Source organism: Henriciella pelagia, assembly GCF_002088945.1.
Lineage (GTDB): Bacteria > Pseudomonadota > Alphaproteobacteria > Caulobacterales > Hyphomonadaceae > Henriciella > Henriciella pelagia.
This window is the reverse complement of the sequence record NZ_NCSU01000015.1, coordinates 25054-47719: the sequence shown is the minus strand read 5'-3', so window position 1 is coordinate 47719 and position 22666 is coordinate 25054. Positions and strand designations below refer to the sequence as shown.

20 protein-coding genes are annotated in these 22666 nt (G+C 59.7%); 10 read left to right on the top strand and 10 right to left on the bottom strand.

Annotated elements, in window-relative coordinates:
- The gene (locus B8746_RS14810; RefSeq protein ID WP_084394487.1) at window positions 1–531 is read right to left on the bottom strand and encodes a paraquat-inducible protein A; all 531 of its coding nucleotides are present in this window, start codon (window positions 529–531) and stop codon (window positions 1–3) included.
- 108 nt (window positions 532–639) lie between these two features.
- On the opposite strand from B8746_RS14810, the gene B8746_RS14805 reads away from it, so the two are divergent.
- Both B8746_RS14805 and B8746_RS14800 read left to right on the top strand, forming a co-directional pair.
- Window positions 640–1551, top strand: coding sequence for a M48 family metallopeptidase (locus B8746_RS14805; protein WP_084394486.1), 912 nt, complete (start codon window positions 640–642; stop codon window positions 1549–1551).
- Window positions 1552–1615: 64 nt separating this feature from the next.
- Window positions 1616–2122 (top strand): hypothetical protein, encoded by a 507-nt coding sequence (locus B8746_RS14800; protein ID WP_143434617.1) that lies wholly within the window; start codon window positions 1616–1618, stop codon window positions 2120–2122.
- Between the two features lies 1 nt (window position 2123).
- Here B8746_RS14800 and B8746_RS14795 read toward each other — a convergent pair whose 3' ends face one another.
- Both B8746_RS14795 and B8746_RS14790 read right to left on the bottom strand, forming a co-directional pair.
- Window positions 2124–4118 (bottom strand): tetratricopeptide repeat-containing sulfotransferase family protein, encoded by a 1995-nt coding sequence (locus B8746_RS14795; protein ID WP_084394484.1) that lies wholly within the window; start codon window positions 4116–4118, stop codon window positions 2124–2126.
- A gap of 74 nt (window positions 4119–4192) precedes the next feature.
- Window positions 4193–6763 (bottom strand): TonB-dependent receptor, encoded by a 2571-nt coding sequence (locus B8746_RS14790; RefSeq protein ID WP_084394483.1) that lies wholly within the window; start codon window positions 6761–6763, stop codon window positions 4193–4195.
- A 345-nt stretch (window positions 6764–7108) separates the two neighbouring features.
- Between B8746_RS14790 and B8746_RS14785 the strand changes: the two genes are divergently transcribed.
- Window positions 7109–8731 (top strand): BCCT family transporter, encoded by a 1623-nt coding sequence (locus B8746_RS14785; RefSeq protein WP_084394482.1) that lies wholly within the window; start codon window positions 7109–7111, stop codon window positions 8729–8731.
- Window positions 8732–8735: 4 nt separating this feature from the next.
- On the opposite strand, the gene B8746_RS17445 is transcribed toward B8746_RS14785, so the two are convergent.
- Window positions 8736–9071 carry a 2OG-Fe(II) oxygenase gene (locus B8746_RS17445; RefSeq protein ID WP_233124353.1) on the bottom strand — a complete coding sequence of 112 codons (336 nt, stop codon included), beginning with the start codon at window positions 9069–9071 and terminating at the stop codon, window positions 8736–8738.
- Between B8746_RS17445 and B8746_RS17440 the strand changes: the two genes are divergently transcribed.
- Entirely contained in the window at window positions 9021–9305 is a 285-nt protein-coding gene (locus tag B8746_RS17440; protein ID WP_233124351.1) for a hypothetical protein, read from the top strand. The genes B8746_RS17445 and B8746_RS17440 overlap by 51 nt on opposite strands.
- Window positions 9306–9394: 89 nt before the next feature.
- On the opposite strand, the gene carA is transcribed toward B8746_RS17440, so the two are convergent.
- The gene (carA, locus tag B8746_RS14775; protein WP_084394480.1) at window positions 9395–10570 is read right to left on the bottom strand and encodes a glutamine-hydrolyzing carbamoyl-phosphate synthase small subunit; all 1176 of its coding nucleotides are present in this window, start codon (window positions 10568–10570) and stop codon (window positions 9395–9397) included.
- Between the two features lie 128 nt (window positions 10571–10698).
- Between carA and B8746_RS14770 the strand changes: the two genes are divergently transcribed.
- The gene (locus B8746_RS14770) at window positions 10699–11187 is read left to right on the top strand and encodes a GatB/YqeY domain-containing protein (protein ID WP_084394479.1); all 489 of its coding nucleotides are present in this window, start codon (window positions 10699–10701) and stop codon (window positions 11185–11187) included.
- 153 nt (window positions 11188–11340) lie between these two features.
- Window positions 11341–13362 (top strand): caspase family protein, encoded by a 2022-nt coding sequence (locus B8746_RS14765; protein ID WP_084394478.1) that lies wholly within the window; start codon window positions 11341–11343, stop codon window positions 13360–13362.
- A 7-nt stretch (window positions 13363–13369) separates the two neighbouring features.
- Here B8746_RS14765 and B8746_RS14760 read toward each other — a convergent pair whose 3' ends face one another.
- On the bottom strand, window positions 13370–13828 hold the full coding sequence (locus B8746_RS14760; RefSeq protein ID WP_084394477.1) for a hypothetical protein: 459 nt from the start codon (window positions 13826–13828) through the stop codon (window positions 13370–13372).
- Window positions 13829–13984: 156 nt separating this feature from the next.
- On the opposite strand from B8746_RS14760, the gene dnaG reads away from it, so the two are divergent.
- From dnaG to B8746_RS14745, 3 genes are all read left to right on the top strand, one after another.
- Window positions 13985–15808, top strand: coding sequence for a DNA primase (gene dnaG, locus B8746_RS14755; protein ID WP_084394476.1), 1824 nt, complete (start codon window positions 13985–13987; stop codon window positions 15806–15808).
- 60 nt (window positions 15809–15868) lie between these two features.
- The gene (rpoD, locus tag B8746_RS14750; RefSeq protein ID WP_084394475.1) at window positions 15869–17833 is read left to right on the top strand and encodes an RNA polymerase sigma factor RpoD; all 1965 of its coding nucleotides are present in this window, start codon (window positions 15869–15871) and stop codon (window positions 17831–17833) included.
- Between the two features lie 131 nt (window positions 17834–17964).
- A complete protein-coding gene (locus B8746_RS14745; RefSeq protein WP_308421837.1) occupies window positions 17965–18375 on the top strand; it encodes a transglutaminase-like domain-containing protein in 411 nt (136 codons plus the stop codon).
- Here B8746_RS14745 and B8746_RS14740 read toward each other — a convergent pair.
- The 3 genes from B8746_RS14740 to B8746_RS14730 all read right to left on the bottom strand — a co-directional run bounded on the left by B8746_RS14740 (window position 18350) and on the right by B8746_RS14730 (window position 21152).
- Window positions 18350–18910, bottom strand: a complete 561-nt coding sequence (locus B8746_RS14740) for a GIY-YIG nuclease family protein (protein WP_084394474.1) — start codon at window positions 18908–18910, stop codon at window positions 18350–18352. The genes B8746_RS14745 and B8746_RS14740 overlap by 26 nt on opposite strands.
- Before the next feature lie 189 nt (window positions 18911–19099).
- Window positions 19100–20383 (bottom strand): O-acetylhomoserine aminocarboxypropyltransferase/cysteine synthase family protein, encoded by a 1284-nt coding sequence (locus B8746_RS14735; protein ID WP_084394473.1) that lies wholly within the window; start codon window positions 20381–20383, stop codon window positions 19100–19102.
- 121 nt (window positions 20384–20504) lie between these two features.
- Complete coding sequence (locus B8746_RS14730; protein ID WP_084394472.1) at window positions 20505–21152, bottom strand: helix-turn-helix transcriptional regulator; 648 nt, start codon at window positions 21150–21152, stop codon at window positions 20505–20507.
- 79 nt (window positions 21153–21231) lie between these two features.
- On the opposite strand from B8746_RS14730, the gene B8746_RS14725 reads away from it, so the two are divergent.
- The gene (locus B8746_RS14725; protein ID WP_084394471.1) at window positions 21232–21651 is read left to right on the top strand and encodes a VOC family protein; all 420 of its coding nucleotides are present in this window, start codon (window positions 21232–21234) and stop codon (window positions 21649–21651) included.
- A gap of 8 nt (window positions 21652–21659) precedes the next feature.
- On the opposite strand, the gene ypfJ is transcribed toward B8746_RS14725, so the two are convergent.
- Window positions 21660–22505, bottom strand: a complete 846-nt coding sequence (ypfJ, locus tag B8746_RS14720) for a KPN_02809 family neutral zinc metallopeptidase (RefSeq protein WP_084394470.1) — start codon at window positions 22503–22505, stop codon at window positions 21660–21662.
- Between the last annotated feature and the right edge of the window lie 161 nt (window positions 22506–22666).

The window sequence follows — 22666 nt, the reverse complement described above, 5'->3', positions numbered from 1 at the left end:
CTATTTAGTCACTGGTTTCCATCGTGAAAAGGACAGACGCAGCGTCGCGAGATTGTTCAGGATCACGCCTACGGTGAAGTAGTAGAGTCCGATACGCGGGATGAAGCCGACATAGGCCATGGTCTGTGACAAGCCGATCAGCAGGGCGGCGAGGAAGACGTCCAGCATTGACCATTTGGCGAGCACGTTGAGCCACCAGGCAAGCTTCGGGCTGGGTGGTGCCCCGCGCCGGAAGATGACGGCGGCAAGAAAGGTCTTCGTCAGCGGGAAGATGCCCGAGAAGACCACCACCACCAATCCCATGAAGACGAGGTCGAACTCGAACAGGGTGCGGACAATGCCCCAGAGATTGTATTCGATCATCAGGCCGATCGTGTTCGGCTTCATGATCGACGGCTGGGAGATGCCCATGATGATCAGCGCGGCCGAAACATAGAGCAGCCACTCTGCGGTGACGTCTATTATCTTGCTCGGCAGTCTGGTCTGGGGGCGCGCTTCGGCGGTGGTTTCAGGGGCGGATGTATCTGTCATGTCGGGGAGAGAACGTCAGACACGGGCAAAGGTGTCAACGCTTCCCTCTCAACGCAATAAGGACTAGCTTGGCCGGCGAGCAGAAACGGGTCTGTCCGGAGGCAGCTAATGGGTCGCGGCGCCATCATTCTCATCGCCCTTGTGGGCCTCGCCCTTTATTACTTCTCGAACCGGGAAGTGAACCCGTACTCGGGGCGGGCAGAGTTCAACACGATCTCGATTGATCAGGCCTCACAGCTTGGCGCGCAGTCCTATGCGCAAATCCTGCAGCAGGAGCGCGGCAAGCTTCTGTGCCCGAGCCTGTCTGCCGGTGCGTGCCCCGATGATGACCTTGAGGTGGTCTCGACCGTTCGCGAGATTGGCGAGCGCCTGCAGGCGGCGGCCATCGAACTGGAGCAGGACTATATCGCTGCCGGATATGACTTCGAGCCGGTCGCCCGCGACTTCCAGTGGACTTATAATGTCATCGTGTCCGAACAGCCGAACGCCTTTTGCCTGCCGGGCGGCTATGTGGCGGTCTATACCGGTATTCTGGACCTTACCGGCAATTATGATGGCCGCGTCACGCTGGCCGACCTTGATGATGTCGACAAGCTTGCCGTGGTGATGGGCCATGAGATCGGTCATGCGCTCGCCCATCATGGTGCCAAGCGGATGAGCCAGGGGCAACTGGCGCAGCTCGGCATGATGGCTGTCGGCGTCGGTGTCGGCGACATGGACCCCGGCCAGCGCCAGATGGTGATGGCGACTCTGGGCATGGCGGCGCAGGGTGGGCTGATGAAGTTCTCGCGTGAACATGAGGCCGAAGCCGACAAGATCGGCCTCGAGCTGCTAGTGCGGGCCTGCTACGACCCGCGCGAAGCTCCGGAACTGTGGGAGCGGATGGGCGAAGTAGGCGGCCAGCGTCCGCCGGAATGGATGTCGACGCATCCTGCCTCTGAAACGCGCGCTGAGAATTTCCGCCGCTGGATGCCGGAAGCGATTGCCCAGTACGAGCAAAATTGCGGCCGGCTGCGTTAGGGCGAACGTCCATTGATTGCCACAATCCTCCGGCTTGATGGCATAGCAGAATAGGGGAGTCCCGATGGTGAAAAGGCTTGTTATGGCCGCGCTCGGCCTTGGCGTTCTGGCGTCAGGCGCTTTTGCGCAGGATGTTAAGACGGTTGCGGGCGACCTGCCGGGCGAGGCGGAGTTCGAAGCGCTTGCCGGGCTTGAGGGCCTCGCCGACCGCGACGTGGTGCTGCTCGATCTCAACATGCTTCCGCTTGCCTGGCCGAGTGTGGAGCAGGCGGACGGTACTTATACCACGCCGCAAACCTGCGAATTCGGGATGCTGGACGATGTGAAGAGCATTTCGGTGCCGACGGGCTCGAACCATCTGCTCATGGATGTGACGATTGGCGACGCTGTGCATCACCCGGCTAATGGACTTTCGTGTGAATACAGCCCGATCAATGGCGGCGAAGCGCCTCAGGACTGGGCGCGGATGCGGCTGTCTGGCTGCTATATCGTGCGCGATGTGTCGATTCCAACGGCAAGGCAGCTTGTGCTGAACCCATTGCCCGGCTCGGCGTGCGGCCTTTACGAATAGGTCAGCCGGGTGCGCCTGCGAGGGCTGGGCCGAGCACGTCTTTCAACGGCCCCAGATGCGCTTCGAAATGGCGCCACTGCTCCAGCCCTGCCGCGCTGATCGGCTGACGAACCTGTTCTGAACTCGCGGTACGGACGGCGCGTCTGGTCTTGTGAAAGTCGACGCAGGCCTGCTCGAATGAGAGGTCACAATAGTCGAGGATGCGCCGGACCTGTCCTTCCAGGTCGGCGACGACATCTTCATGCTGAACCCGCAGCACCTTGCCCGGCAGAACGCGGTCCCAATGGTCCATCAGCTCGACATAGAGCCGGTAGTAATTGCCGATGTCTTGCAGACTGTAGCTGAACTCCTGACCTTCGGCGAAGAGCTGCTTGAAGCCCGAGAAACAGCACGCCATCGGCTCGCGCCGGGCATCAATGATCTTCGCATTTGGCAGGATGAGATGGATCAGACCGATATGCCGGAAATTGTTCGGCATCTTGTCAGTAAAGAAAGGTGCCCCCTGGCGATGAATTGCCGTGTTGTCGATGTAATCCTGGCCGAGTTTCACGAGTTCCTCGTCCGGCAGCTCATGCAGGACACGGGGATAGCGATCGCGGTCAGTTATCTGCTGGCGTCCGCGCAGGCGGTGGGCGAGCGACAGGATGTTCGGTAGCTCCAGCGTGCCATCGACCTGGCTATGGCTCGCAAGTATCTGTTCAATCAGCGTCGACCCGGCCCGCGGCAGCCCGACGATGAAGATCGGGGCAGGGTCATCGTGTCCGACGCCGCGGCGCTGTTCGAACAGCTTCGCCGAGCAATGCTGTATCTGTGCATCGACCTCGGCCCGCATCTGATCGGTCGTGTAGCGGACCTGGCTCTTTTTCAGCCGGTTGCCCTGATCATAGGCCTCGAATGATGCGTCATACTGGCCATCATCCTCAAGCGCCTTGCCAAGCGCAAAAGCCAGATGCACCCGCCCCATGAAGCTGAGGTCCGGATCGTCGAGGGCGGCCCGCATTTTTGCGATGTCGTCCTCGCTGAAGCGATAGGTCTTGAGATTGGCCAGCGCATACCAGGCGTCGCCGTGCAGAGGGGTCACCTCGACAGCGCGCCGGTAGGAAATGATCGCTTCATCCGTTTGGCCCGCCGTCTTCAGGGCATGGCCGCGTGAGGTCAGAGTGGCGAGATCATCCGGAAGGACGGCAAGGACCTCATCGAATATAGCGAGCGCCTCCTCGTAATTGCCGGCCTGCATCGCTTCGATGGCGTAAAGCGATTTGAAGACCGGGCTGCCCGGGTCGAAGGCCAGCAGCTTTTTCGCCTGCTCGAGGGCTGCTTCGTACTTCTGGCGCTTGCGCAGGACCTGAATATGGTCGATCCGCAGCTGGGCCTTGTCTGGCTCAAGCTCGATCGCGGTCTCCAGCAGGAAGTCGGCATCTTCATGCACGCCGAGCCTGGACCCGATATCGGCCAGCAGCCGCATGCCTTCCACATGTCTGGGGTTTTTCTGCATGAAGGACCGGGCGAGGCGCTCGGCGTGGATAAGCCGTCCCTCATGGATATAATTGGTGACCGCCAGCAGCTCCGGCGGAAGCTGTTTCAACCGTTCGGCCTGGGCGCGGGCATGGGCAGCGGCCTCAGTGCGTCCGGAGGCTGACAACAGTTCCGCCTGCGCGGTCCAGCTTGCGACGAGTGCCGGATTGTAGCGCACGGCGCGTTGATAGGCCGCCAGTGCCGCATCGCCATTGCCGAGTTTGCGGTGAAGATGGCCTTCCTCCTGAAAGGCGCGCCCGAAGTCCGGTGCCAGACGTTTCAGACGGTCAAGGTGTTCGAACGCGACGTCTGTTTCGTCGAGGTAACGGGCGCAGGCGGCGGCCATGTAGATCGCATCCTGATGGTCTGGCGTCGCTTTCAGGACACCGCCGAGCAATGCCGATGCCTCCTTGAACGACCCCCGCTGCATCAGGCTGCGCGCCTGCTTCAGCTGGTCGGTAGAGGTGTCTGTTGCGGTCATGGGTCCATTCAATAGCAATGCAGCGCCCCGAGTAAACGGAGCGCTGCAATTCAGCCCTGGGCTGATGGTTCGGACTAGTAGTCGTACTTGATGCGGACGCCGATCGTGCGTGGACGGATCGGCGTGACGCGCTTCCTGTCGAAGATGAAGCTGCCGCTCAGTTCGGCATATTCATTCGTCAGGTTGGTCGCGAAGAGTTCTGCACCCCAATTGTCGCCTGTGATACCGGCTGTCGCCCCGAAGGTAACATAGCCATCAAGTTCCATCTTGTTGATTTCGATGACGTCGGTGACCGAGCTGTCAGAGAAGACCATTTGCGGCATGACATGAGCCCGGACATTCTGGCCGGCGATCTGGCGCTCCAGATCCCACTCATAGCGGACGCGCAGGTTGCCCTGATAGGCAGGGGCAAAGGCAAGTTCCGAGCCTGCGACCACGTCATCCGTTGGCACGAGCACATCCGTGATCTCTGAATCGAGCAGGGAGAAGGCGCCGGCCACGGTCAGGCCGTCGACGCTCTCGGGCACCCAGGTGAAGTCGCCTTCGATGCCCTTGAGTTCGGCATTGGCCGCATTGTCAGAGAAGAAGAGATTCACAATGGACGGATCGAAGATGGTCGTCTGGAGCCCTTCAATATCGACAAAGAAGGCCGCTCCATTGAAACGGAGCGAATTGTCGAACAGTTCGGTTTTCCAGCCGATTTCGTAGTTCTTCACTTCGTCGGTATCGACCGCGTAAGGCACGGTATAATTGTTCGGTCCGCTCGCGCCGCCTGGACGGTTGAGCAGTCCGGCCCGGAAGCCTTCCGAATAGGTCGCGTAGAACAGGGTGTTCGCGGTTGGTGTCCACTCCCCCGTCGCTTTCAGGATGACCCCGTCCGTCGCCGCCTTGTCAGGTGCCTCCGCTGGTCCGTTCGGACCGTAGAGGAAGGAGATGTTCGTCCCGAACACCTGCTGATCGGTGTCGGCGAAGAGGTTGAAGAAGGAGGAGTTTGCACTGCCCTTCAGGTCAACTTCGACATCATAATACCGCGCGCCGAGTGTGAGAGCGAGCTGGTCAGTAAAGTCGAATGTCGTTTCACCGAAGATGCCGATCTGCTCATCTGTGCGCAGCACGTCATTGCGGAAAATCACGCCTTCCGGGAATGGTCCGGGTTGGCTGAAATAGCCTGGCGATGCGGATCCGATCTCTCCGGTCACCTCGGTATTGGTCAGAGGGTAGTTCGGGGCAAAGCCGACAGAACCATCGGTGTACTGGACCATGGTTGAGCCCGGATAGGTAAAGTCATTACGCTCTGCCAGTTCGAGGTCGCTGTAGAACGCACCAAAGGTGGCGCGCCAACGATTCTCACTCGGCGTATTGAAGCGCAGTTCGTGGGTCTGGACCTTGGTTTCGGAGTGCGACTTCACGAACAGATCCGGTGCATAGCAGGTGCCCGCAGGCGCGGCGCCGGTTGGATAGGTCACGTCATAGTCGCAGATATAATAAGGCAGGTACTGGCCGACGAAGAGATAGTCGGAATAGTCGACGACCTGATCGGTCGTGCGCTCTGTATACGCGCCGGTATAGATGGCTTCGAGCATGCCGAGACGGCCTTCAAGCGTCCAGGCGGTCGAGTGGAACTTGTCCTCGATCTCTTCGGGTGTGAAGCGGACGATATCATAGTCATCCAGCTCCGGATCGGCAAAGAAGACACCGTCGGATTCAATGGTCTGCTGCGAATGCTGGATCAGCAGGTCCCAGTCAGGGTTGAACTCGTAGTAGCCGCTCAGACGGAAGCCCTGATAGGTCGTGTCGTTGATGTCATTCTCGACGATGGTGCCATTGTTCGCATCGACAAAGGTGACGCCCGACAGGTCCGCGCCGGCCTGGAAGCCAGCCCGCTGGGCTGACACAGGCACCCCATTGCCACGAACTGTGCCTTCAGGACGGAAACGAGCCGATTCGCGTGTCGAGAGCGTCCCGCCGACATTGTCGATATATCCGCCCTGGGTGTCGGTGTAGACAACGCCGCGCAGGGCGAACTTGTCAGTCACCGGCAGGTTCAGCATCGCCTCGACGCTGTTGCTCATCTCTCCGCCATCGGTGAACGCGGTCGAAGCCTTGAAACCGGCATCGAAACCGGACAGCGATGGCTTGTTGGTAATCAGGCGAACCGTGCCAGCCTGCGAGCTTGAACCGAACAGCGTGCCTTGTGGGCCGGACAGCACCTCTACGCGCTCCAAGTCGGCCGCGTAGACATCAAGGTTGCGACCCGGCTGGGCGAGGGGCTGCTCGTCGAGATAGAAGGAGACGTTTGGAGCGAGACCGGCAACGCCAGCCACGGTCAGGTTCGGGGTCGTCGAGGCGAGGCCGCGAATATAGATCGTGTTCTGGCCGGGGCCTGAGCCGCCTGCGGTTACGCCGGGAAGCTGAACCAGATAGTCGCTGAAATTCTTGACGCCGAGCTGGTCGAGTTCCTGCTCGCCGAGTGCGTTGACCGTGACAGGAATGTTTTGTGCCGACTCGGTGCGTTTGGTCGCTGTCACAGTGACCGTTTTTAGACGCCGGTTTTCAGCGCCATCGGCCGATTGTGCTATGGCTGGCAATGAGATCGTAAATGCGGTGATGGCGAGCAGCGATGCTCCGCCCATAAGTCTGTTCATGGAGTTGTATCCTTCGATTGCTTCGATTGTCGTACGTGCATCACCTCGTGCAGCGCCATGAGACGCGCCGAGTTGAACACGAACGGTTCGGACGACCGCTCAATGGATATTATTTTATTTTGCAAAGTAAAATGAGAGGAGGGAGCTGCGATTGCCCTCTGTTTGCTGCGGGTGCGAAAATAGCAAAGAAAATATAATTAAAATAAAGGGTTGTGAGGGTTGTTGCCTTGATGTCACAGGTGGGCTGCAATCACAGGCTTGTTGGAATCTGTCTAAATATATGTTCATAGCGATGCCCGAACTATTTAATTCAAAAAATCAAATGTTTAGTTCTGAAAGATTTGAATGAACGACCCCATTACGCCGATCGAACCCGAAACAAGTGAGTATGAGACCGACTACGAAGTCGGGCAGGACAATGTGAATGTCTGGGGCCTCGACATTCACAATCCGGTTTTCTTCCTGAGCGCCGGCCTTGTGCTTCTCTTCGCGGCTGTTTCTCTCATCTTTCCTGGCGCGGCGGGTGCCGGACTGGAAGCCGCTCGTAGCTGGACGCTGCAAACTTTCGACTGGATGTTTGCGATGACCCCGGTTCTGCTGCTCATCTTCTGCGTCTTCCTGACAGTCTCTCCTCTCGGCAGGATCAGGCTTGGCGGTGTCGATGCAAAACCTGAGTTCGCGCTCACCTCCTGGGTCGCGATGCTATTCGCTGCCGGTGTGGGGATTGGCTTCATGTTCTATGGCGCCGCCGAACCGCTCGCCTACTTCACAGACTGGTTCGGTACGCCGCTGGATGCCGAAGCCGGAAGCGAAGAGGCGCGCCGCCTTGCCTTCAGCGCGACCCTGTTTCACTGGGGACTGTCACCCTGGGCGATCTATGCGGTTGTCGGCCTCGCTCTCGGCTTCTTTGCCTATAATAAGGGCCTGCCGCTCACGATCCGGTCTGCGTTTTATCCTATCCTTGGCGACCGTGTCTGGGGGCCATGGGGGCATTTTATCGACACGATGGCCGTGATTTCCACGGTTTTTGGCCTTGCCACCACGATTGGCATCGGCGCCATGCAGGCGAGCAGCGGGTTGAGCTATCTTCTCGGCTTCAAGCCGACGCTGCTGATGCAGGTGGGGCTGGTGCTTGCGATCACCGGGCTTGCTGTGATTTCGGTTCTGCGCGGCATGGATGGCGGGGTGAAGCTGCTGTCCAACATCAACATGACGATCGCGTTGCTCCTGATGATCTTTGTCTTCGTCGCAGGACCAACCCTCGCCATCACGCTGGGCTTTGGCGAGAATTTCATTGGCTATCTGAAGGATACACCAGCGCTGACCAACTGGTTTGGCCGTGAAGACCAGGCCTGGTTCCACGACTGGACCATTTTCTATTGGGCATGGTGGATTTCCTGGTCGCCATTTGTGGGCATGTTCATCGCCCGTATCTCCCGCGGGCGGACGGTTCGCGAATATCTCAGCGTCGTGATCATCGCGCCTTTCATTATCTGTGTAATCTGGTTCACCACCTTTGGCGAAACAGCGATCCAGCAATACGAAGCCGGAGCGGGCGATCTTGCCGGGGGTATCCAGACGGCGGCCTTGTCACTCTTCCAGTTGCTGGACACCCTGCCTCTTGCCACGATTACCTCGTCCGCCGCGGTTTTCCTGCTGGTTGTCTTTATCGTGACATCTGCCGACTCCGGTGCGCTCGTGGTCGACAGCATTACGTCAGGCGGCAAGACAGACGCACCCGTGCCACAGCGCGTTTTCTGGGCCTGTATGCTCGGCGTCACGGCGTCCATGCTGCTTTATGGTGGTGGACGCGCAACGCTTCAGTCCCTTCAGGCGGGAACGATTGCGGCGGCGCTGCCCTTCACGGCGATCTTGCTGGTCTGCTGTATCAGCCTTTATCTCGGCATGCGGGATGAGCTGAGAATCATGAAGGCAACGAACGAAGCCGCAGCGCCGGATCCAGGCTGATCGACTAGTTCAGCGGGTCCACGCGGCCTGCGCCTGACTGGTTGACGCGCCACCAGCCGGCAAGGCCGAGGCGTTTCTCAGTGGTGACTTCGACGGCGTGGGGGATGTCTTCCGACAGCATCAGCACGATGCCGCCGCCTTCCGGGACGATACGGGCGGTGGGGATGTCATCCTCGCCAGCCCCTTCCGGCCAGACGGCGAGCGCGCCGCCGCGCGCCTCGTCCCAGTCTTCATTGAGATAGGCGACGAGCGAGACCATCCGGTTTCGTGCGCCGGCAAAACTGTCGAGATGGCGGTCATAGAAGCCGCCGGGCGGATAGACGGCGAAACAGACTTCCATCTCGAACAGGCCGAGCATGAGTTCGCGGTTGAGCGCCTGGCGCAGGGTTTCGGTCCAGGCCTGGAAGTCGCGCTGGGCCGGCGTCGAGCCGTCAAACCAGGTGATACGCGTGCGGCGGATCGAGCGGTCGAGCTGGAAATCGCCTTCTCGGCCAATACCGGCGGCTTCGAGATCGGCGGCGGCGTCGCGGGCCAGAAGTTCCTCGCGCAGGGCAGCGGTGAGGGCGTCCGGTAGGAGACCCGGCTGCCAGCTCCAGCCCTTGCTTGTGAGGTCGTCAATGATGGCCCCGAGACGATTGTCGCCCGGCGCGAGACAGATGGCGTTCAGCTCTGCTGGTCCTTCATGAAGCGGGCAAACCGCTCAAACAGATAGAAGCTGTCCTGCGGGCCGGGGCTCGCCTCCGGATGGTGCTGGACAGAGATGATCGGGCGGCCTTTGACGCGAAGCCCGGAATTGGTGCCATCGAAAAGCGATTTGTGGCTTTCCTCGACGCCTTCAGGCAGCGTCGCGGTATCGACCGTAAAGCCATGATTCATCGACACAATCTCGACCTTGCCGGTCTCGAAATCCTTGACCGGGTGGTTCGCGCCATGATGGCCCTGCGGCATCTTCTTGGTCTGGGCACCGAGCGCGAGGGCGAGAAGCTGGTGACCGAGGCAGATGCCGAGCAGCGGTTTGCCGCTGTCGACGAGCTGGCGGATCGTGTCGCCGCACCGCTTGATCGTGGCGGCTGGATCGCCCGGGCCGTTCGACAGGACGACGCCGTCCGGATTGAGCTTCATGATCTCTTCGAAGGGGGTGTCGCCGCGAACAATGGTGGCACGGGCGCCGACATGGGCGAGGTTGCGCAGGATGTTCTTCTTCACGCCGAAATCGAGCACGACGACATGAAAGTCGGTCTCGTCATTATTGGCGAAGCCTGTGGTGAGGTCCCAGAGACGCTCGGAATTGTCATAGGCGGCATCGCCGACCACATTCAGTGCGAGATCGGCGTGTTCGAGGCCTTCCCAGGCGCGGGCCGCCTCGATCAGCGCGTCGACATCAATTCTCCCCTCAGGCGAGTGGGCGACGGCGCATTTCGGCATGCCTTTCTCGCGGATGATGCGGGTCAGGGCACGCGTATCGACGCCGGAGACGGCCGTGATGTTCTTCTTCGTGAGCCAGGCGTCGAAATGGTCATTGGCGCGCCAGTTCGAAGGCGGCGTGATCGGATCGCGGAACACCGCGCCGGTCGCTGCTTTACCTGCAGCTGTCGAGGATTCTTCGTGATCGTCGGCATTCGCGCCGACATTGCCGATATGCGGAAAGGTGAAGAGCACGACCTGTCCGGCATAGGACGGGTCTGTCAGGATTTCCTGATACCCTGTGATCGAGGTGTTGAAGCAAAGTTCACCCACGGCGATTCCCGGGGCGCCGGAACCTGTTCCGAGGAAAACCGTTCCATCTGCCAGTGCTATCGCACCCGTCGCTGGTGTATCGTATTGATTTTTATCGGCCATGGGCGTATCTCCTCGCGTCCTATCGACGTCATTAGGATTTCGGTCACTATATGATCGCACTCTGGCTGGCGAGATAGGCGTGCAGTGACCGGGCCGTCAAGCGGCAGGTCCATTAGAAAAGTACAGGTATGGGACAGACAGGCGTTTCTCCATCCAGTAATATCCGCGACCGTCTCCTGGTTGCGCTCCAGACAGCTGAACGAGACGAGCCGGAAAGCACGCGTGCGCGCACGCTGCGGCTGGTCAAATGCGCCATGCGTGATCGCGACGTTACCGCGCGCACCATGGGCAAGTGTGAAGGCTGCGAGGAAACAGAAATTCGCACCCTGCTGGAGACCATGGTCGCCCAGCGCGAAATTTCGGCGCGCGAATATGACGAAGCCGGCCGTGTCAGCGATGCCGAGCGCGAACGCGAAGAGATGGACATCATCCAGACCTTCCTGCCGAAGGCGCTTTCCGGCGAAGCCCTCGAACAGGCCGTCAGCAAGGTGGTCGAGGATCTCGACGCGCACAAGCTGAAGGATATGGGCCGCTGCATGGCTGAGCTGCAGAGCCGCTATCCGGGGCGCATCGATACCGGAAGCGCCGGCAAGGCTGTCCGGCGCGCGCTGGTCTGAGCCGATCCTTCCTGCCAGTTTGAGGTTTTCGCAGCCGCTGAGGGCAAGGACCCTGCGTGTGCGGAAGGCCTGCTGAACAAGAATTTTCCCGGAATCATAGTTAACAAGCTGTGGATAAGTGGCTTATAGTGCCTTCGTTACGGAGGCGAAACATTGCGCACTCTCTTGTCAGTGCTCGGATTTCTGGTGCTCGTAGCCAGCCCTGCGACGGCGCAGAGAATTGCGACGATTGTTGGCAATGCAGACTATGAGCGCCCTGGATGGACTCTGGCCAACCCCCACAATGATTCAAGATTGGTTGCGGATGCGCTCAAGGCTGTCGGCTTCGAAACGGAACTGGTTTTCGACGTCGACGAGAAAGGTCTTGAGGACGCTTTCATACGTCATGCGCAGAAGCTGAAGGATGCCGGCCCGGCCAGCACGGGGTTTTTCTATTATGCCGGACACGCGGTGCAGTCCGAGGGAATCAATTATCTCATCCCGGTCGATGCCAGTCCGAGAAGCGAAGCGGATATCTGGGCCCAGGCGCCTCGTCTTGGCCAGCTCCTCGAACTGCTGGAGACTGCGTCGAATGACGTGAACTTCGTTGTTCTGGACGCCTGCCGGGACAATCCCTTGCCCGCGGCGGCGCGGTCCGGCGGGTCTGGACTTGCGCCGCCCTCCAGGCTTCGGGGCATCCTGATTGCCTATGCCACGGCGCCGGGGATGACGGCGGCAGACGGAAAGGGAAGCAACAGCCCATTCAGCAGAGCTCTGGCACTGAACCTGGTCCAGCCCGGGATTGCGGCCGAGGCCATGTTCCGGCGTGTCGCCACCCAGGTTGAGGAGCAGACCGGATATAGCCAGCAGCCCTGGACAGAGTCGGGCCTGCGCGGAGAGGCCGATTTCTGCTTTGCTGGATGTGACCGTGCACAAGATGCAGCTTCGGTCGAGATTGCCGCCCTGCAGCTGGCGGTTAAGAGTGAAAGCGCCGATCTGCTCGAATCCTTTCTCAGCTCATATCCGGGAGCCGAGGGACGCGGCCTTGTAGAGGCGCGGATAGCAGAGCTTCGCAAGATGCCTGGTCCGGCCCGCGCCCTTCGGATCGAAGCGGCGGTCGATGCGCTGTCCGGTCCAGACGCCATGCCAGTGGATGTACGCATGCTGCGCGCCATCATCCAGCGTCTCGCCGATTCCGAACAGGACATCGACGCGGCCGTCCTGAACCTGATTGAGCGGCGAAACCTGCACGCGGCCGTCGACACGCTCTGGGACTATTATGATGACAACAAGGACCATCTGCAGGACACAGAAGCCATTACCATCCTGCACCGGATCGGAGCATTTGCCGTCGACGCTGACATGCCGATGGCAAGGCAGGCTTATGAGAGGCTCATCGATCTGGACCCGGAAGACTATTACGCCCATCTCCGGCTCGTCCGCCTGTCGCGTTTCGAGCATGATGTGGAGGCATCACGGCGCTATCTTCAGCGGGCACGCGCGCTGTCACCGGGGCGAGCTGAGGATGAGATCTTTCTTGATATTCAGGAAGGGTCCATCCGGGTCTATGAAGACCGGCTGGTGGAGGCTGGCGAGATCCTGCTCGATGCGGCCAGGCGTGCAGAAGCCGACGGATTTGACCGGCTCGTGTCACAGGCCCGGACGAATGCAGCGCTGAGTTTCGCCATTCGCGGTGAACATGAGAAAGCCCGCGCCATGCTGGCTGAATTGATGCCCTGGCAGACGACGCACGGTTTCGACCGCGACCTTGGCGTGGCTTACTCAACCATGGGCAATATGGCGGAGCTTGATGGCGATCTGGAAGCGGCGCGAGGGTTTTTTGAGAATTACCTAAACCTTGAGCAGCAGACCGGCCGGCCTGAATCACTCGCCAATGGCTACCGCCAGCTTGCTTCGATTGATCTCAAGCTTGGCAACACGCAGGCCGCCGAAGCGGGCTTCAGCCACGCACTGAAGACAGCGCGTGAGGAAGGATCCCCTGTCGGACAATTCTTCAGCCTGCTTGGGCTTGCTGAAGTCCAGTCGGCTCTGGGAGATGGTGAGGGCGCTTGCGCCACAGTGTCCCGCGCCGAACTGCTCTATGCCGACGATATGCGCATCAGCCCGACCACCCTGAAGACTATTGAGGCGCTGGGCTGCACTTCCAAGCTCATCGAGGTCAGTGCATTGGAATAGCTGGTGCTCAGATGCAGGGCCAAAAGCCGTTCAGTTCAGCAAGCTCGCGATCTGTCGAACCATCGTCATATCTGGAGTACTCTACGCCCATTGGAACGGAAAAATTTGCTGCGGGTGAAACGCCTCGTGGTTGATGATTAGGCTTTCGCTCGTGAAATATTCTATGATTGAATTCTAGCTCAATCGTAACGCGGGCGACTCTCTTCTTTTCGAGTCCCTTTCCGCCTTTTATATCCATTTGGTTGTTGGCTTTCACGAAGGCTGCGGCCCGGAGCATCGCCAATCGAAATAAAGCATTCCTCTTCTTCTTCAATTGACAGATTTCGCACGGAGTAAGTTCACGTACCGCGCCGTCCGGCGTTAGGGTGTCAGCTGGCACAGCATCCTGTTTGCACACATTCGTGCAGTCTGGGGCGTCGTCGAACGCAGCAAGTGCTTCGAAGAGCTCCGGTCTAATAAACCCCATTGTTCCACCCTTTCTTCAATAGAGAACTTAACCTGTAGCAGAAAATGGCTGGACAATTAACTCTAAACTCGATGCTTGTGGTCCCGATATGGATTGCGCAAGCTGTTCTGAACCTCGTTCTTCCTGCATCGCCCGGTCCGCGCTACACTCTCCCCAATGTCCGCCCCCATCCGCATTCCCGATGGCTTTGTCGAAGAGCTGAAAGCGCGCATCCGCCCGTCGGATGTCATCGGGCGCAAGGTGAAGCTGAAGAAGCAGGGCAAGGAATGGGTGGGTCTGTCGCCCTTCACCAACGAGAAAAGCCCGAGCTTCTACGTCAATGACCAGAAGCGCATCTTCAAGGATTTCTCCTCCGGCATTGGCGGCGATGTCATCTCATTTGTGATGGAGACAGAGCGTCTCTCCTTCATGGAGGCGGTGGAGAAGCTGGCGGACGAAGCAGGCATGCAGCTGCCCAAGGCGACGGCTGCGGATGAGGAAACCTATGACCGTCGCAAGCGGCTCTATGAGTGCTGCGAGGCGGCCTGCGCCTTCTATGAAGACCGGCTGCGCGCGGCGGAAGGCACAGAAGCGCGGGCCTATCTGGAAGGACGCGGACTGGGCGCTGGGGCGTGGGCACGCCACCGGCTGGGCTATGCGCCCGATGACTGGCGCACCACGATCGAACATCTGAAGTCCAAAGGCTTTAGCGACCGCGAAATCCTTGAATCCGGACTCTCCGTCCAGAAGGAGGGCGGCGGCGATCCTTATGACCGCTTCCGGGGCCGGGTCATTTTCCCGATCACCGATGTGCGCGGGCAGGTGATCGCCTTTGGCGGGCGGGGCATGGCGCCCGACGCCAAGCCGAAATATCTCAACTCGAATGATACCGAGCTCTTCCACAAGGGCCGTGTGCTCTACCGGTACAAAGATGCGCGCACCGCGTTCGGCGATACCGATGAAGGCGGCCTGATTGTCACGGAAGGCTATATGGACGCCATCGCGCTGGCGGAGGCTGGGATCGGCCACGCGGTCGCCCCGCTTGGTACGGCGCTGACGGAAGACCAGCTGGCCCTGTTGTGGCGGGCCGGGCCCGAGCCTGTGCTGTGTTTTGATGGCGACGCGGCGGGCCTGCGCGCGGCGTACCGGTCCATTGAGCGCGCGCTGCCATTCCTTGAGCCGGGGCGCTCACTCTTCTTCTGCCTGCTCTCTGGCGGCATGGACCCGGATGATCTCATTCGCCAGTCGGGGCCCGAAGCGATGAAACAGGCGCTGGCCGGGGCTGTCCCGCTGGTCGAGGTGCTGTGGCAGCGCGAACGTGATGCAGAGCCCATCGATACGCCGGAACGCCAGGCCGGACTTGAAGCCCGGCTGATGCAGGCGGCTGCGCACATTAAAAATCCGGCGGTGAAGGCGGCCTATGAGCGGGACCTGAAGGCCCGCATGAATGAGCATCTCTGGCAGCTGCGCCGGTCCAGGCGTGAGCGCACGTTTTCCGGTGGAGGCGCGCCGCCCAAGAAAGGCGCGAAACAGACCGCTGCTGCGCCCAAGACGCGCGGGCTCGGCCTGATCATCCGGGCGATCGACAATCCGCACCTGATCGACTTTGGCTTCGAGACGTTGTCGATGAGCGTTTTTCGTGACGAAGATGTCGCTATTCTCCGTGATGTGATTATTTCCTGGCCTCAAGCAGGCAAGGGAGTTGACCGCGAGGCTATCCGCGACCATTTAGAAGAACGAGGTAACACGCGCGCTGCTGAATTGCTCAAAAACTATCCCGAAATTCCGAAGATTGAGCCTGATGGGCCAGAGGAACGGGAATGGCTGATCGCCCTGGAGCAATATGTAGCCAGAGATGATAGCAGCCCTTATGGGGGCGGCAGTGGAGATGATGTGACGGCATCACCTGAGAACTGGCGCCGATTGCACCATGAGGTCGCTGAACGCAAGGCTCGCGCAGCGCGTCTCAATGAGGCAGCAGAACAAGCCGATCAGGACTGACCGGCTGGCAAAATTGGTTTGAATGTTGCAGACAGGCACTGCGACAGGCGGGAGAACTACATGGCGAAAGCCCAGAAGAATGAGCACGAAGACGGTGATGTGGAAACTGAAGACCGTCCGGTGCTCGATCTGAATGACTCCAAGGTCAAGAAATTCATCAAGAAGGCAAAGGACAAGGGCTATGTCACACATGACGAGCTCAATGCCGTATTGCCGTCTGACGAGCTGAGCTCCGACCAGATCGAAGACACCATGTCGGCCCTGTCCGAAATGGGGATCCAGGTCGTCGAGAATGAGGATGAGGTCGAGACCTCATCCAAGGGCACAGCTGTCGCCAAAACTGGTTCGACCGCTGTTGCCAAGAAGGGCAATGCGCGCGGCTCTGACCGCACCGATGACCCGGTTCGCATGTATCTGCGGGAGATGGGTGCAGTTGAGCTCCTCTCACGCGAAGGCGAAATCGCGATTGCCAAGCGCATTGAGGCTGGCCGTGACGCGATGATCCGCGGGCTCTGCGAGTCCCCGCTGACCTTCGAAGCAATGATGGTGTGGCGCGATGAGCTCATGAATGAGCGCATCCTGCTGCGTGACCTGATCGATCTTGAAACCACTTATGGCGCGGAAAACCCTGCGCCAGAGCCGGAAGAAAAGACCGAGGAAGAAAAAGAAGCCGAAGCCAAGGCCCGCGAGAACGAGACGACCGAAGAACGCCTTGCCCGCGAAGAACGCGAGGATGAGGAAGAAGGCGCAGCCATGTCCATGTCCGCCATGGAAGCGGAACTGCGCGACGGTGTTCTCGGCAAGCTGGATGAGATGGCACTGGCTTTTGGCCAGTATCGCAAGCTCCAGGAAAAGCTCGTCGAATGCCGCATGGAAGGCAAGGCGCTGCCCGCCAAGGCACAGGAAGAATACGACGCGCTGTCACAGTCCATCGTCGACAATCTGAAGACGATGCACATCAACAATGCGCGTATCGAAGCGCTGGTTGAACAGCTCTATGCGATCAACAAGAAGCTGATGGGGCTTGAGGGCAAGCTGATGCGCCTCGCCGATGCGCATGGTGTGCCGCGCAAGGAATTCCTGACCAGCTATTTCGGCAACGAGCTGAACCCGGCCTGGCAGGAAGAAGCGATCAGCTCCTCCAAATCGAAGAAGAAATGGGAAAAATTCTTCGAGAAGGAAGGCGAGCAGATCAATGACATCCGCGAAGAGATTTCGGCTGTGTCTCAGGAAATCGGTATCCCGATTGACGACTACCGCCTCATCGTCCAGCGCGTCCAGAAGGGTGAGCGCGAAGCGCGCGTCGCCAAGAAGGAAATGGTCGAAGCGAACCTTCGCCTCGTGATCTCCATTGCGAAGAAGTACACCAATCGCGGCCTGCAATTCCTCGATCTCATCCAGGAAGGCAATATCGGCCTGATGAAAGCGGTCGATAAGTTCGAATATCGCCGCGGCTACAAATTCTCGACCTATGCGACCTGGTGGATCCGCCAGGCCATCACGCGCTCCATCGCTGACCAGGCCCGCACGATCCGTATTCCGGTGCACATGATCGAGACGATCAACAAGATTGTCCGCTCGCAGCGCCAGATGCTGCACGAGATCGGCCGTGAGCCGACGCCGGAAGAACTGGCTGAAAAGCTCGGCCTGCCGCTGGAGAAGATCCGCAAGGTTCTGAAGATCGCGAAAGAGCCGATCTCGCTCGAAACGCCCATCGGTGATGACGAGGATTCAAACCTCGGTGACTTCATCGAGGACAAGATGGCGCTTCTGCCGGTCGATGCGGCGATCCAGAGCAATCTGCGCGAAACCACGACCCGCGTGCTCGCCTCGCTCACGCCGCGGGAGGAGCGTGTGCTGCGCATGCGCTTCGGCATCGGCATGAACACCGACCACACGCTCGAAGAAGTCGGCCAGCAGTTCTCGGTGACCCGCGAACGCATCCGCCAGATCGAAGCCAAGGCGCTGCGCAAGCTGAAGCATCCGAGCCGAAGCCGGAAACTGCGGAGCTTCCTGGATACTTAAATCTGGAAAAGGCGGTCTGCGGGCCGCCTTTTTTGTTGGAGCCAGGCGCTGCAATTTTCGTCACGCTCGATGAGCCGGAAGCTCATTAGCAATGCAATATACTACGAACGACTTTGGCGCTGTAGGGCGGGTTGAACGGAGAGATACCCGCCATTCGCTATGTTGGAGCGCGGTGGGTATCGGCAGGGCCTCAACCCACCCTACAGCGATTGCTAAATCGGGACGAGCTGATCAGCTTCTGGCGGGCGGCCGGTGTGCCGGCGCGCATGGTTTTGGTTTACACGCCGAACATCCAGCCGCCGGATTTTCATGCCGTGGTCGAGGTCTGGCTGGACGGAAGCTGGCACCTGGTTGATCCGTCACGGCTCGCCGATGTCTCGCAAATGGTGCGAATCTGCACCGGACGCGACGCGTCCAATATCAGCTTCATGACAATCTTTGGGGCCGTGCAGCTGAACCGGCAAACGGTCAGTGTGACGCTTGCGCAGGCCAAAGCGAGGGCCGTATCAGGCGCGCTTAAGCAGCCGAGCGGCGCGGCATGAAGAAGAGCCGGGCCTCACTGGCGCAGCGTCGCCGCATCCGCTTGATATAAGGGGCTTGCGGGTTTCGCCATTTCGTCAGGTTGAGCGGGGGACAGAGCAAGTCGATCAGTATGGTTTCGGCTGCCGTCACATTGCCTTCGAAGGGCACACGGGCAATATGGAGATGCGCTCGCATCCAGCCGGACAAAGCGCGTTCGCCTTCCTCGTCGAACCGGAAGTGATGCGAGCGGTTGAAGAATGAGCGGCGGCTTCGCGGCTCTGCTGAAAGCTGAAGTTGATCCTTGAGAAGGGCGCCGAGACTGCGGCGGGCCGTGCAGCTGCCACTATGGCCGCATTTCGGATCGAATTGATCACGGGCGGAAAAGCCCTTCTCGGTCTTGCCGATATAGAGCAGTCCGTCCTCTGCCACTTCGAGGCATGGCAGGCTGCAGCCCTGTTTCAGGAACAATGCGTAGAAGCCCTGTCCCTGATGGTCTTTCGGGTACCATGGCCCCTTGGCGGCGATCAGCGCCGTCCTGATCGATGTCGTCTTCACCCGCATTCTCCTTATATTCTTATGTGTGGCATTCTATCAGGAGGGTGATGATGATCTCTTAGGTGGAAACAAGAAATTTTATGGAATCAGATTTGTTCGCTGATCCGGTAGATGCACCGGCGGGCAGAAGGCGGCTCACTGAGCCGCCTTCCATTTGGACTACCGTTCGTTGAAGAGCCTTTTAGGGCCTTATGCTCCCAGCGCCTGGTCGAGATCGGCGATGAGGTCCTCTGCGCCTTCGATGCCGATGGACAGGCGGACCACGTCCGGTGCGGCGCCGGCGGCGATCTGCTGTTCCTCGGTCAACTGGCGGTGCGTCGTTGAGGCTGAATGGATGACCAGCGAGCGAGCATCGCCAAGATTGGCGACGTGGCTGAACAGCTTTACGCTTTCGACAAACTTCACGCAGGCATCATAGCCGCCCTTCAGCTTGATCGTGAACAGAGCGCCGGGGCCTTTCGGGCAGATGCGGGGAACGCGGGCCTTGTAAGGCGAGGAGTCGAGGCCCGGATAGGTCACGGCAGCGACAGCCTCATGGCCTTCCAGCCAGCGGGCGATTTTCTGTGCGTTCTCGACATGCCGAGTCATGCGTAGCGACAGCGTCTCGATCCCCATCAGCGTGTAGTGCGCGGCCTGCGCGTTCAACGTCATGCCGAGGTCGCGAAGGCCTATGGCAATGCTGTGAAAGGTAAAGGCTGCCGGGCCGAACGTCTCATGGAAGTTCAGGCCATGATAGGCTGGCTCGGGTGCGGAGAGCGACGGGAACTTGTCGGAGGCCGACCAGTCGAACTTGCCGCTATCGACTACGGCGCCGCCGGTGACGGTGCCATTGCCGGTGAGGTATTTTGTCAGCGAGTGGACGACCAGCGTCGCGCCATGCTCGATCGGGCGACAGAGATAGGGCGTGGCGCTGGTATTGTCGACAATGAGCGGAATACCGGCATCGTCTGCGATTTTGGCGATGGCGTCGAGATCGGTGACATAGCCGCCCGGATTGGCGATGGTTTCGCAGAAAACAGCACGCGTATCATCGTCAATGGCTGCCTTCACAGCGTCGAGATCGTCAAAGTCCACAAATTTCGCGGACCATCCGAAGCGTTTGAAAGTCTGGCTGAACTGGGTGATCGTGCCGCCATAAAGACGGGTCGAAGCGACGACGTTGCGGCCTGGCGCCATGAGAGGGAAAAGCGCCATGATCTGCGCAGCATGCCCGGACGAGCAACAGACCGCGCCGGCGCCACCCTCAAGCGCGGCCATCCGGTTCTGAAGCGCGGCAACCGTCGGGTTTGTCAGGCGCGAATAGATGAAGCCCACTTCCTGCAGGCCGAACAGCTTGGCGGCGTGTTCCGTGTCGCGGAACACATAGCCGGCATTCTGGTAGATTGGCACCTGGCGAGCGCCGGTTGCCGGGTCCGGCTCAGTGCCGGCGTGGATCTGGATGGTTTCGAATTGCTGCGTCGGTGTGTCTGACATTGTGGTGTTCCCTCTACGATTGATGCGTCCGCACAGGCAGGGCTGGCGCACCAGATTATGCTCGCCGCTTTGTGCGGATTGCAGGCACGAATGTACATTGTTTTTTTGGCAAAGGACGACGCTACAGGGCGTGCACCCTGTACACGCATCTTCGAGCACCTTTGAGGATATGATCCTCGCGGCTGACACGTATATCCGGGCCGAGGGCGTCCTGGAAAACCTGTAATTCGTTGGCGCAGAGGCGCTGGCACGCCTTGGCGGCAGAGCAGATCGGGCAGTGGTTCTCGATGAGGAGCCAGTCGTCGCCATCGCGGGCGGCAGCGGCCATGTAGCCTTCGGCTGAGCGCAGCTCGGTCAGGCGTTGCACGCGTGCGCCGATATCCTTCAGCCCGGCAAGGTGCTCTCGATAGGCGGCGAGCTGGGTCTCGCTGTGGCGGTCGATAACGCGGGCAAGGCCGTCCTCTCCGAACATGTCCCGGATCGAGGTGATCATCTCCAGCGCAAGACCCTGATGCGCATCCGGAAAGGCGCGGGAAGCCGCGTCCGTCAGCGACCAGATCTTGGTCGGCCTGCCGCGGCCCTGAGGCTTTGACGTTTCTTCGATCAGCCCCTCTTCGGCCAGCTCATAAAGGTGCAGCCGCACTGCCATCGCAGTGACGCCGAGCGTTTCGGCCAGAGCGCCCGCCGATTGCGGGCCACCGCGTTTCAACAGGTCGAGAACTGTATTGCGCGTTGCGGTGAGCGCGGGAAGGGAGGAGTCAGCAGCCATTTTTCTTTTTTAAAAGGTATTGCTTTCAAAAACAAGCGCAAATAAGTAAAGAAAAACCTAGAATAATTGGAGAAGGACAATGGTACGCCTCGAACATGCCAATCTCGTCGTCACTGATATCGAACCAACACTGAGCTTCCTGAAAGCCGCTTTCCCGCACTGGCGCGTCAGGGGCAGCGGCCAGGGAGACTGGTATGGCAAGCCGCGTACGTGGCTGCATTTCGGTGACGACGAGTTTTACATTGCGCTTTCAGACAATGGCGAAGGCGCGCCGCGAGACCTGAAGGGCCATGCACCGGGTCTGGCGCATCTCGCGTTCGAGGTCTCGGATGTCGAACGCCTCATAGCGCGGCTTGAAGCGGCAGGACACGAGGTCACCAATCCTGGTGCGCCGACTGAACACCGCCGCAATGTCTATTTCATCGACGGCAACAATATCGAGTTCGAATTCGTGCAGTACTTCTCGGACAATCCGGCCGAAAAGAACCGGTATGAGTGAGGGTGCCCCTACAGCTCGTCTAAGGTGTTGCAGCGATTGGGATCGCCCGACCGGTAGCCCCGCATCAGCCAGTCCATGCGTTGCTGGGAGGAGCCATGCGTGAAGGTTTCCGGGTTCACATTGCGTCCGGCGCGCTCCTGCAGGGCGTCGTCGCCGATAGCGCTCGCGGTGCGCAGGCCTTCCTGAATGTCGCCCTCTTCAAGGGCGACGTCGCCGCCGGATACGCGGGCCGCATTGGCGGCCCAGACGCCTGCATAGCAATCGGCCTGAAGTTCCAGCGCGACGGCGTACTGATTGGCTTCGGCCTGGTTGCTCGCCCGCTGCTGAGCGTTGCGGACCTCTGTCGTTGCGCCCGTCAGCTTCTGGACGTGATGGCCAAACTCATGCGCGATGACATAGGCCTTGGCGAAGTCGGCGCCGGACGCGCCAAGCTGGGTTTCCATCTGCTGCCAGAAGGAGAGGTCGAGATAGATGGTCTCATCAGCCGGGCAGTAGAACGGCCCCATGGCGGACTGGCCATAGCCGCAGCCCGTATTGGTGCCCTGGGTGTAGAGGACGGTATTGGGCGGCGAATAATTGTTCATGCTGGCCGACCAGACATCATTGATGTTGGAGCCGATGATATCGACAAAGAGGCCCGCCTGGTCTTCCGGGGTGCCGACCTCGCCGCGTTCCTGCACACCAGCGCCGCCAAAGGAGCTTGCGATTTTCTGTGTGGTCTGAGGCTCAATGCCGAGGAAATAATAACCGATCAGGCTGAGAACGATAATGCCGAGACCTCCGCTAGCGGCCGCTGTCTTCATGCCGCGCCTGTCTTCTACCCGCCCGCTCGTGCGGCCACCCTTCCAACGCATCCCTGTCTCCTGCCTGGCTGTCTCGAACCCCAACGCGCGAGCGTTGAAGAGGATGCACGCAAGCGCCGTCAATTGAAAGGTTGATACGATGAACACGAGTGCACCTGACGAAACCTGCGAGCCTTGCCGCAGCTGGGCTGACAGGATGCGGCCAACGCCCT

Coding starts and splice junctions, on each gene's coding strand:
- B8746_RS14810 (WP_084394487.1), bottom strand. CDS start 531: ATGACAGATACATCCGCCCCTGAAACCACCGCCGAAGCGCGCCCCCAG.
- B8746_RS14805 (WP_084394486.1), top strand. CDS start 640: ATGGGTCGCGGCGCCATCATTCTCATCGCCCTTGTGGGCCTCGCCCTT.
- B8746_RS14800 (WP_143434617.1), top strand. CDS start 1,616: ATGGTGAAAAGGCTTGTTATGGCCGCGCTCGGCCTTGGCGTTCTGGCG.
- B8746_RS14795 (WP_084394484.1), bottom strand. CDS start 4,118: ATGACCGCAACAGACACCTCTACCGACCAGCTGAAGCAGGCGCGCAGC.
- B8746_RS14790 (WP_084394483.1), bottom strand. CDS start 6,763: ATGAACAGACTTATGGGCGGAGCATCGCTGCTCGCCATCACCGCATTT.
- B8746_RS14785 (WP_084394482.1), top strand. CDS start 7,109: ATGAACGACCCCATTACGCCGATCGAACCCGAAACAAGTGAGTATGAG.
- B8746_RS17440 (WP_233124351.1), top strand. CDS start 9,021: ATGGCGGTCATAGAAGCCGCCGGGCGGATAGACGGCGAAACAGACTTC.
- B8746_RS17445 (WP_233124353.1), bottom strand. CDS start 9,071: ATGGAAGTCTGTTTCGCCGTCTATCCGCCCGGCGGCTTCTATGACCGC.
- carA (WP_084394480.1), bottom strand. CDS start 10,570: ATGGCCGATAAAAATCAATACGATACACCAGCGACGGGTGCGATAGCA.
- B8746_RS14770 (WP_084394479.1), top strand. CDS start 10,699: ATGGGACAGACAGGCGTTTCTCCATCCAGTAATATCCGCGACCGTCTC.
- B8746_RS14760 (WP_084394477.1), bottom strand. CDS start 13,828: ATGGGGTTTATTAGACCGGAGCTCTTCGAAGCACTTGCTGCGTTCGAC.
- dnaG (WP_084394476.1), top strand. CDS start 13,985: ATGTCCGCCCCCATCCGCATTCCCGATGGCTTTGTCGAAGAGCTGAAA.
- rpoD (WP_084394475.1), top strand. CDS start 15,869: ATGGCGAAAGCCCAGAAGAATGAGCACGAAGACGGTGATGTGGAAACT.
- B8746_RS14735 (WP_084394473.1), bottom strand. CDS start 20,383: ATGTCAGACACACCGACGCAGCAATTCGAAACCATCCAGATCCACGCC.
- B8746_RS14730 (WP_084394472.1), bottom strand. CDS start 21,152: ATGGCTGCTGACTCCTCCCTTCCCGCGCTCACCGCAACGCGCAATACA.
- B8746_RS14725 (WP_084394471.1), top strand. CDS start 21,232: ATGGTACGCCTCGAACATGCCAATCTCGTCGTCACTGATATCGAACCA.
- ypfJ (WP_084394470.1), bottom strand. CDS start 22,505: ATGCGTTGGAAGGGTGGCCGCACGAGCGGGCGGGTAGAAGACAGGCGC.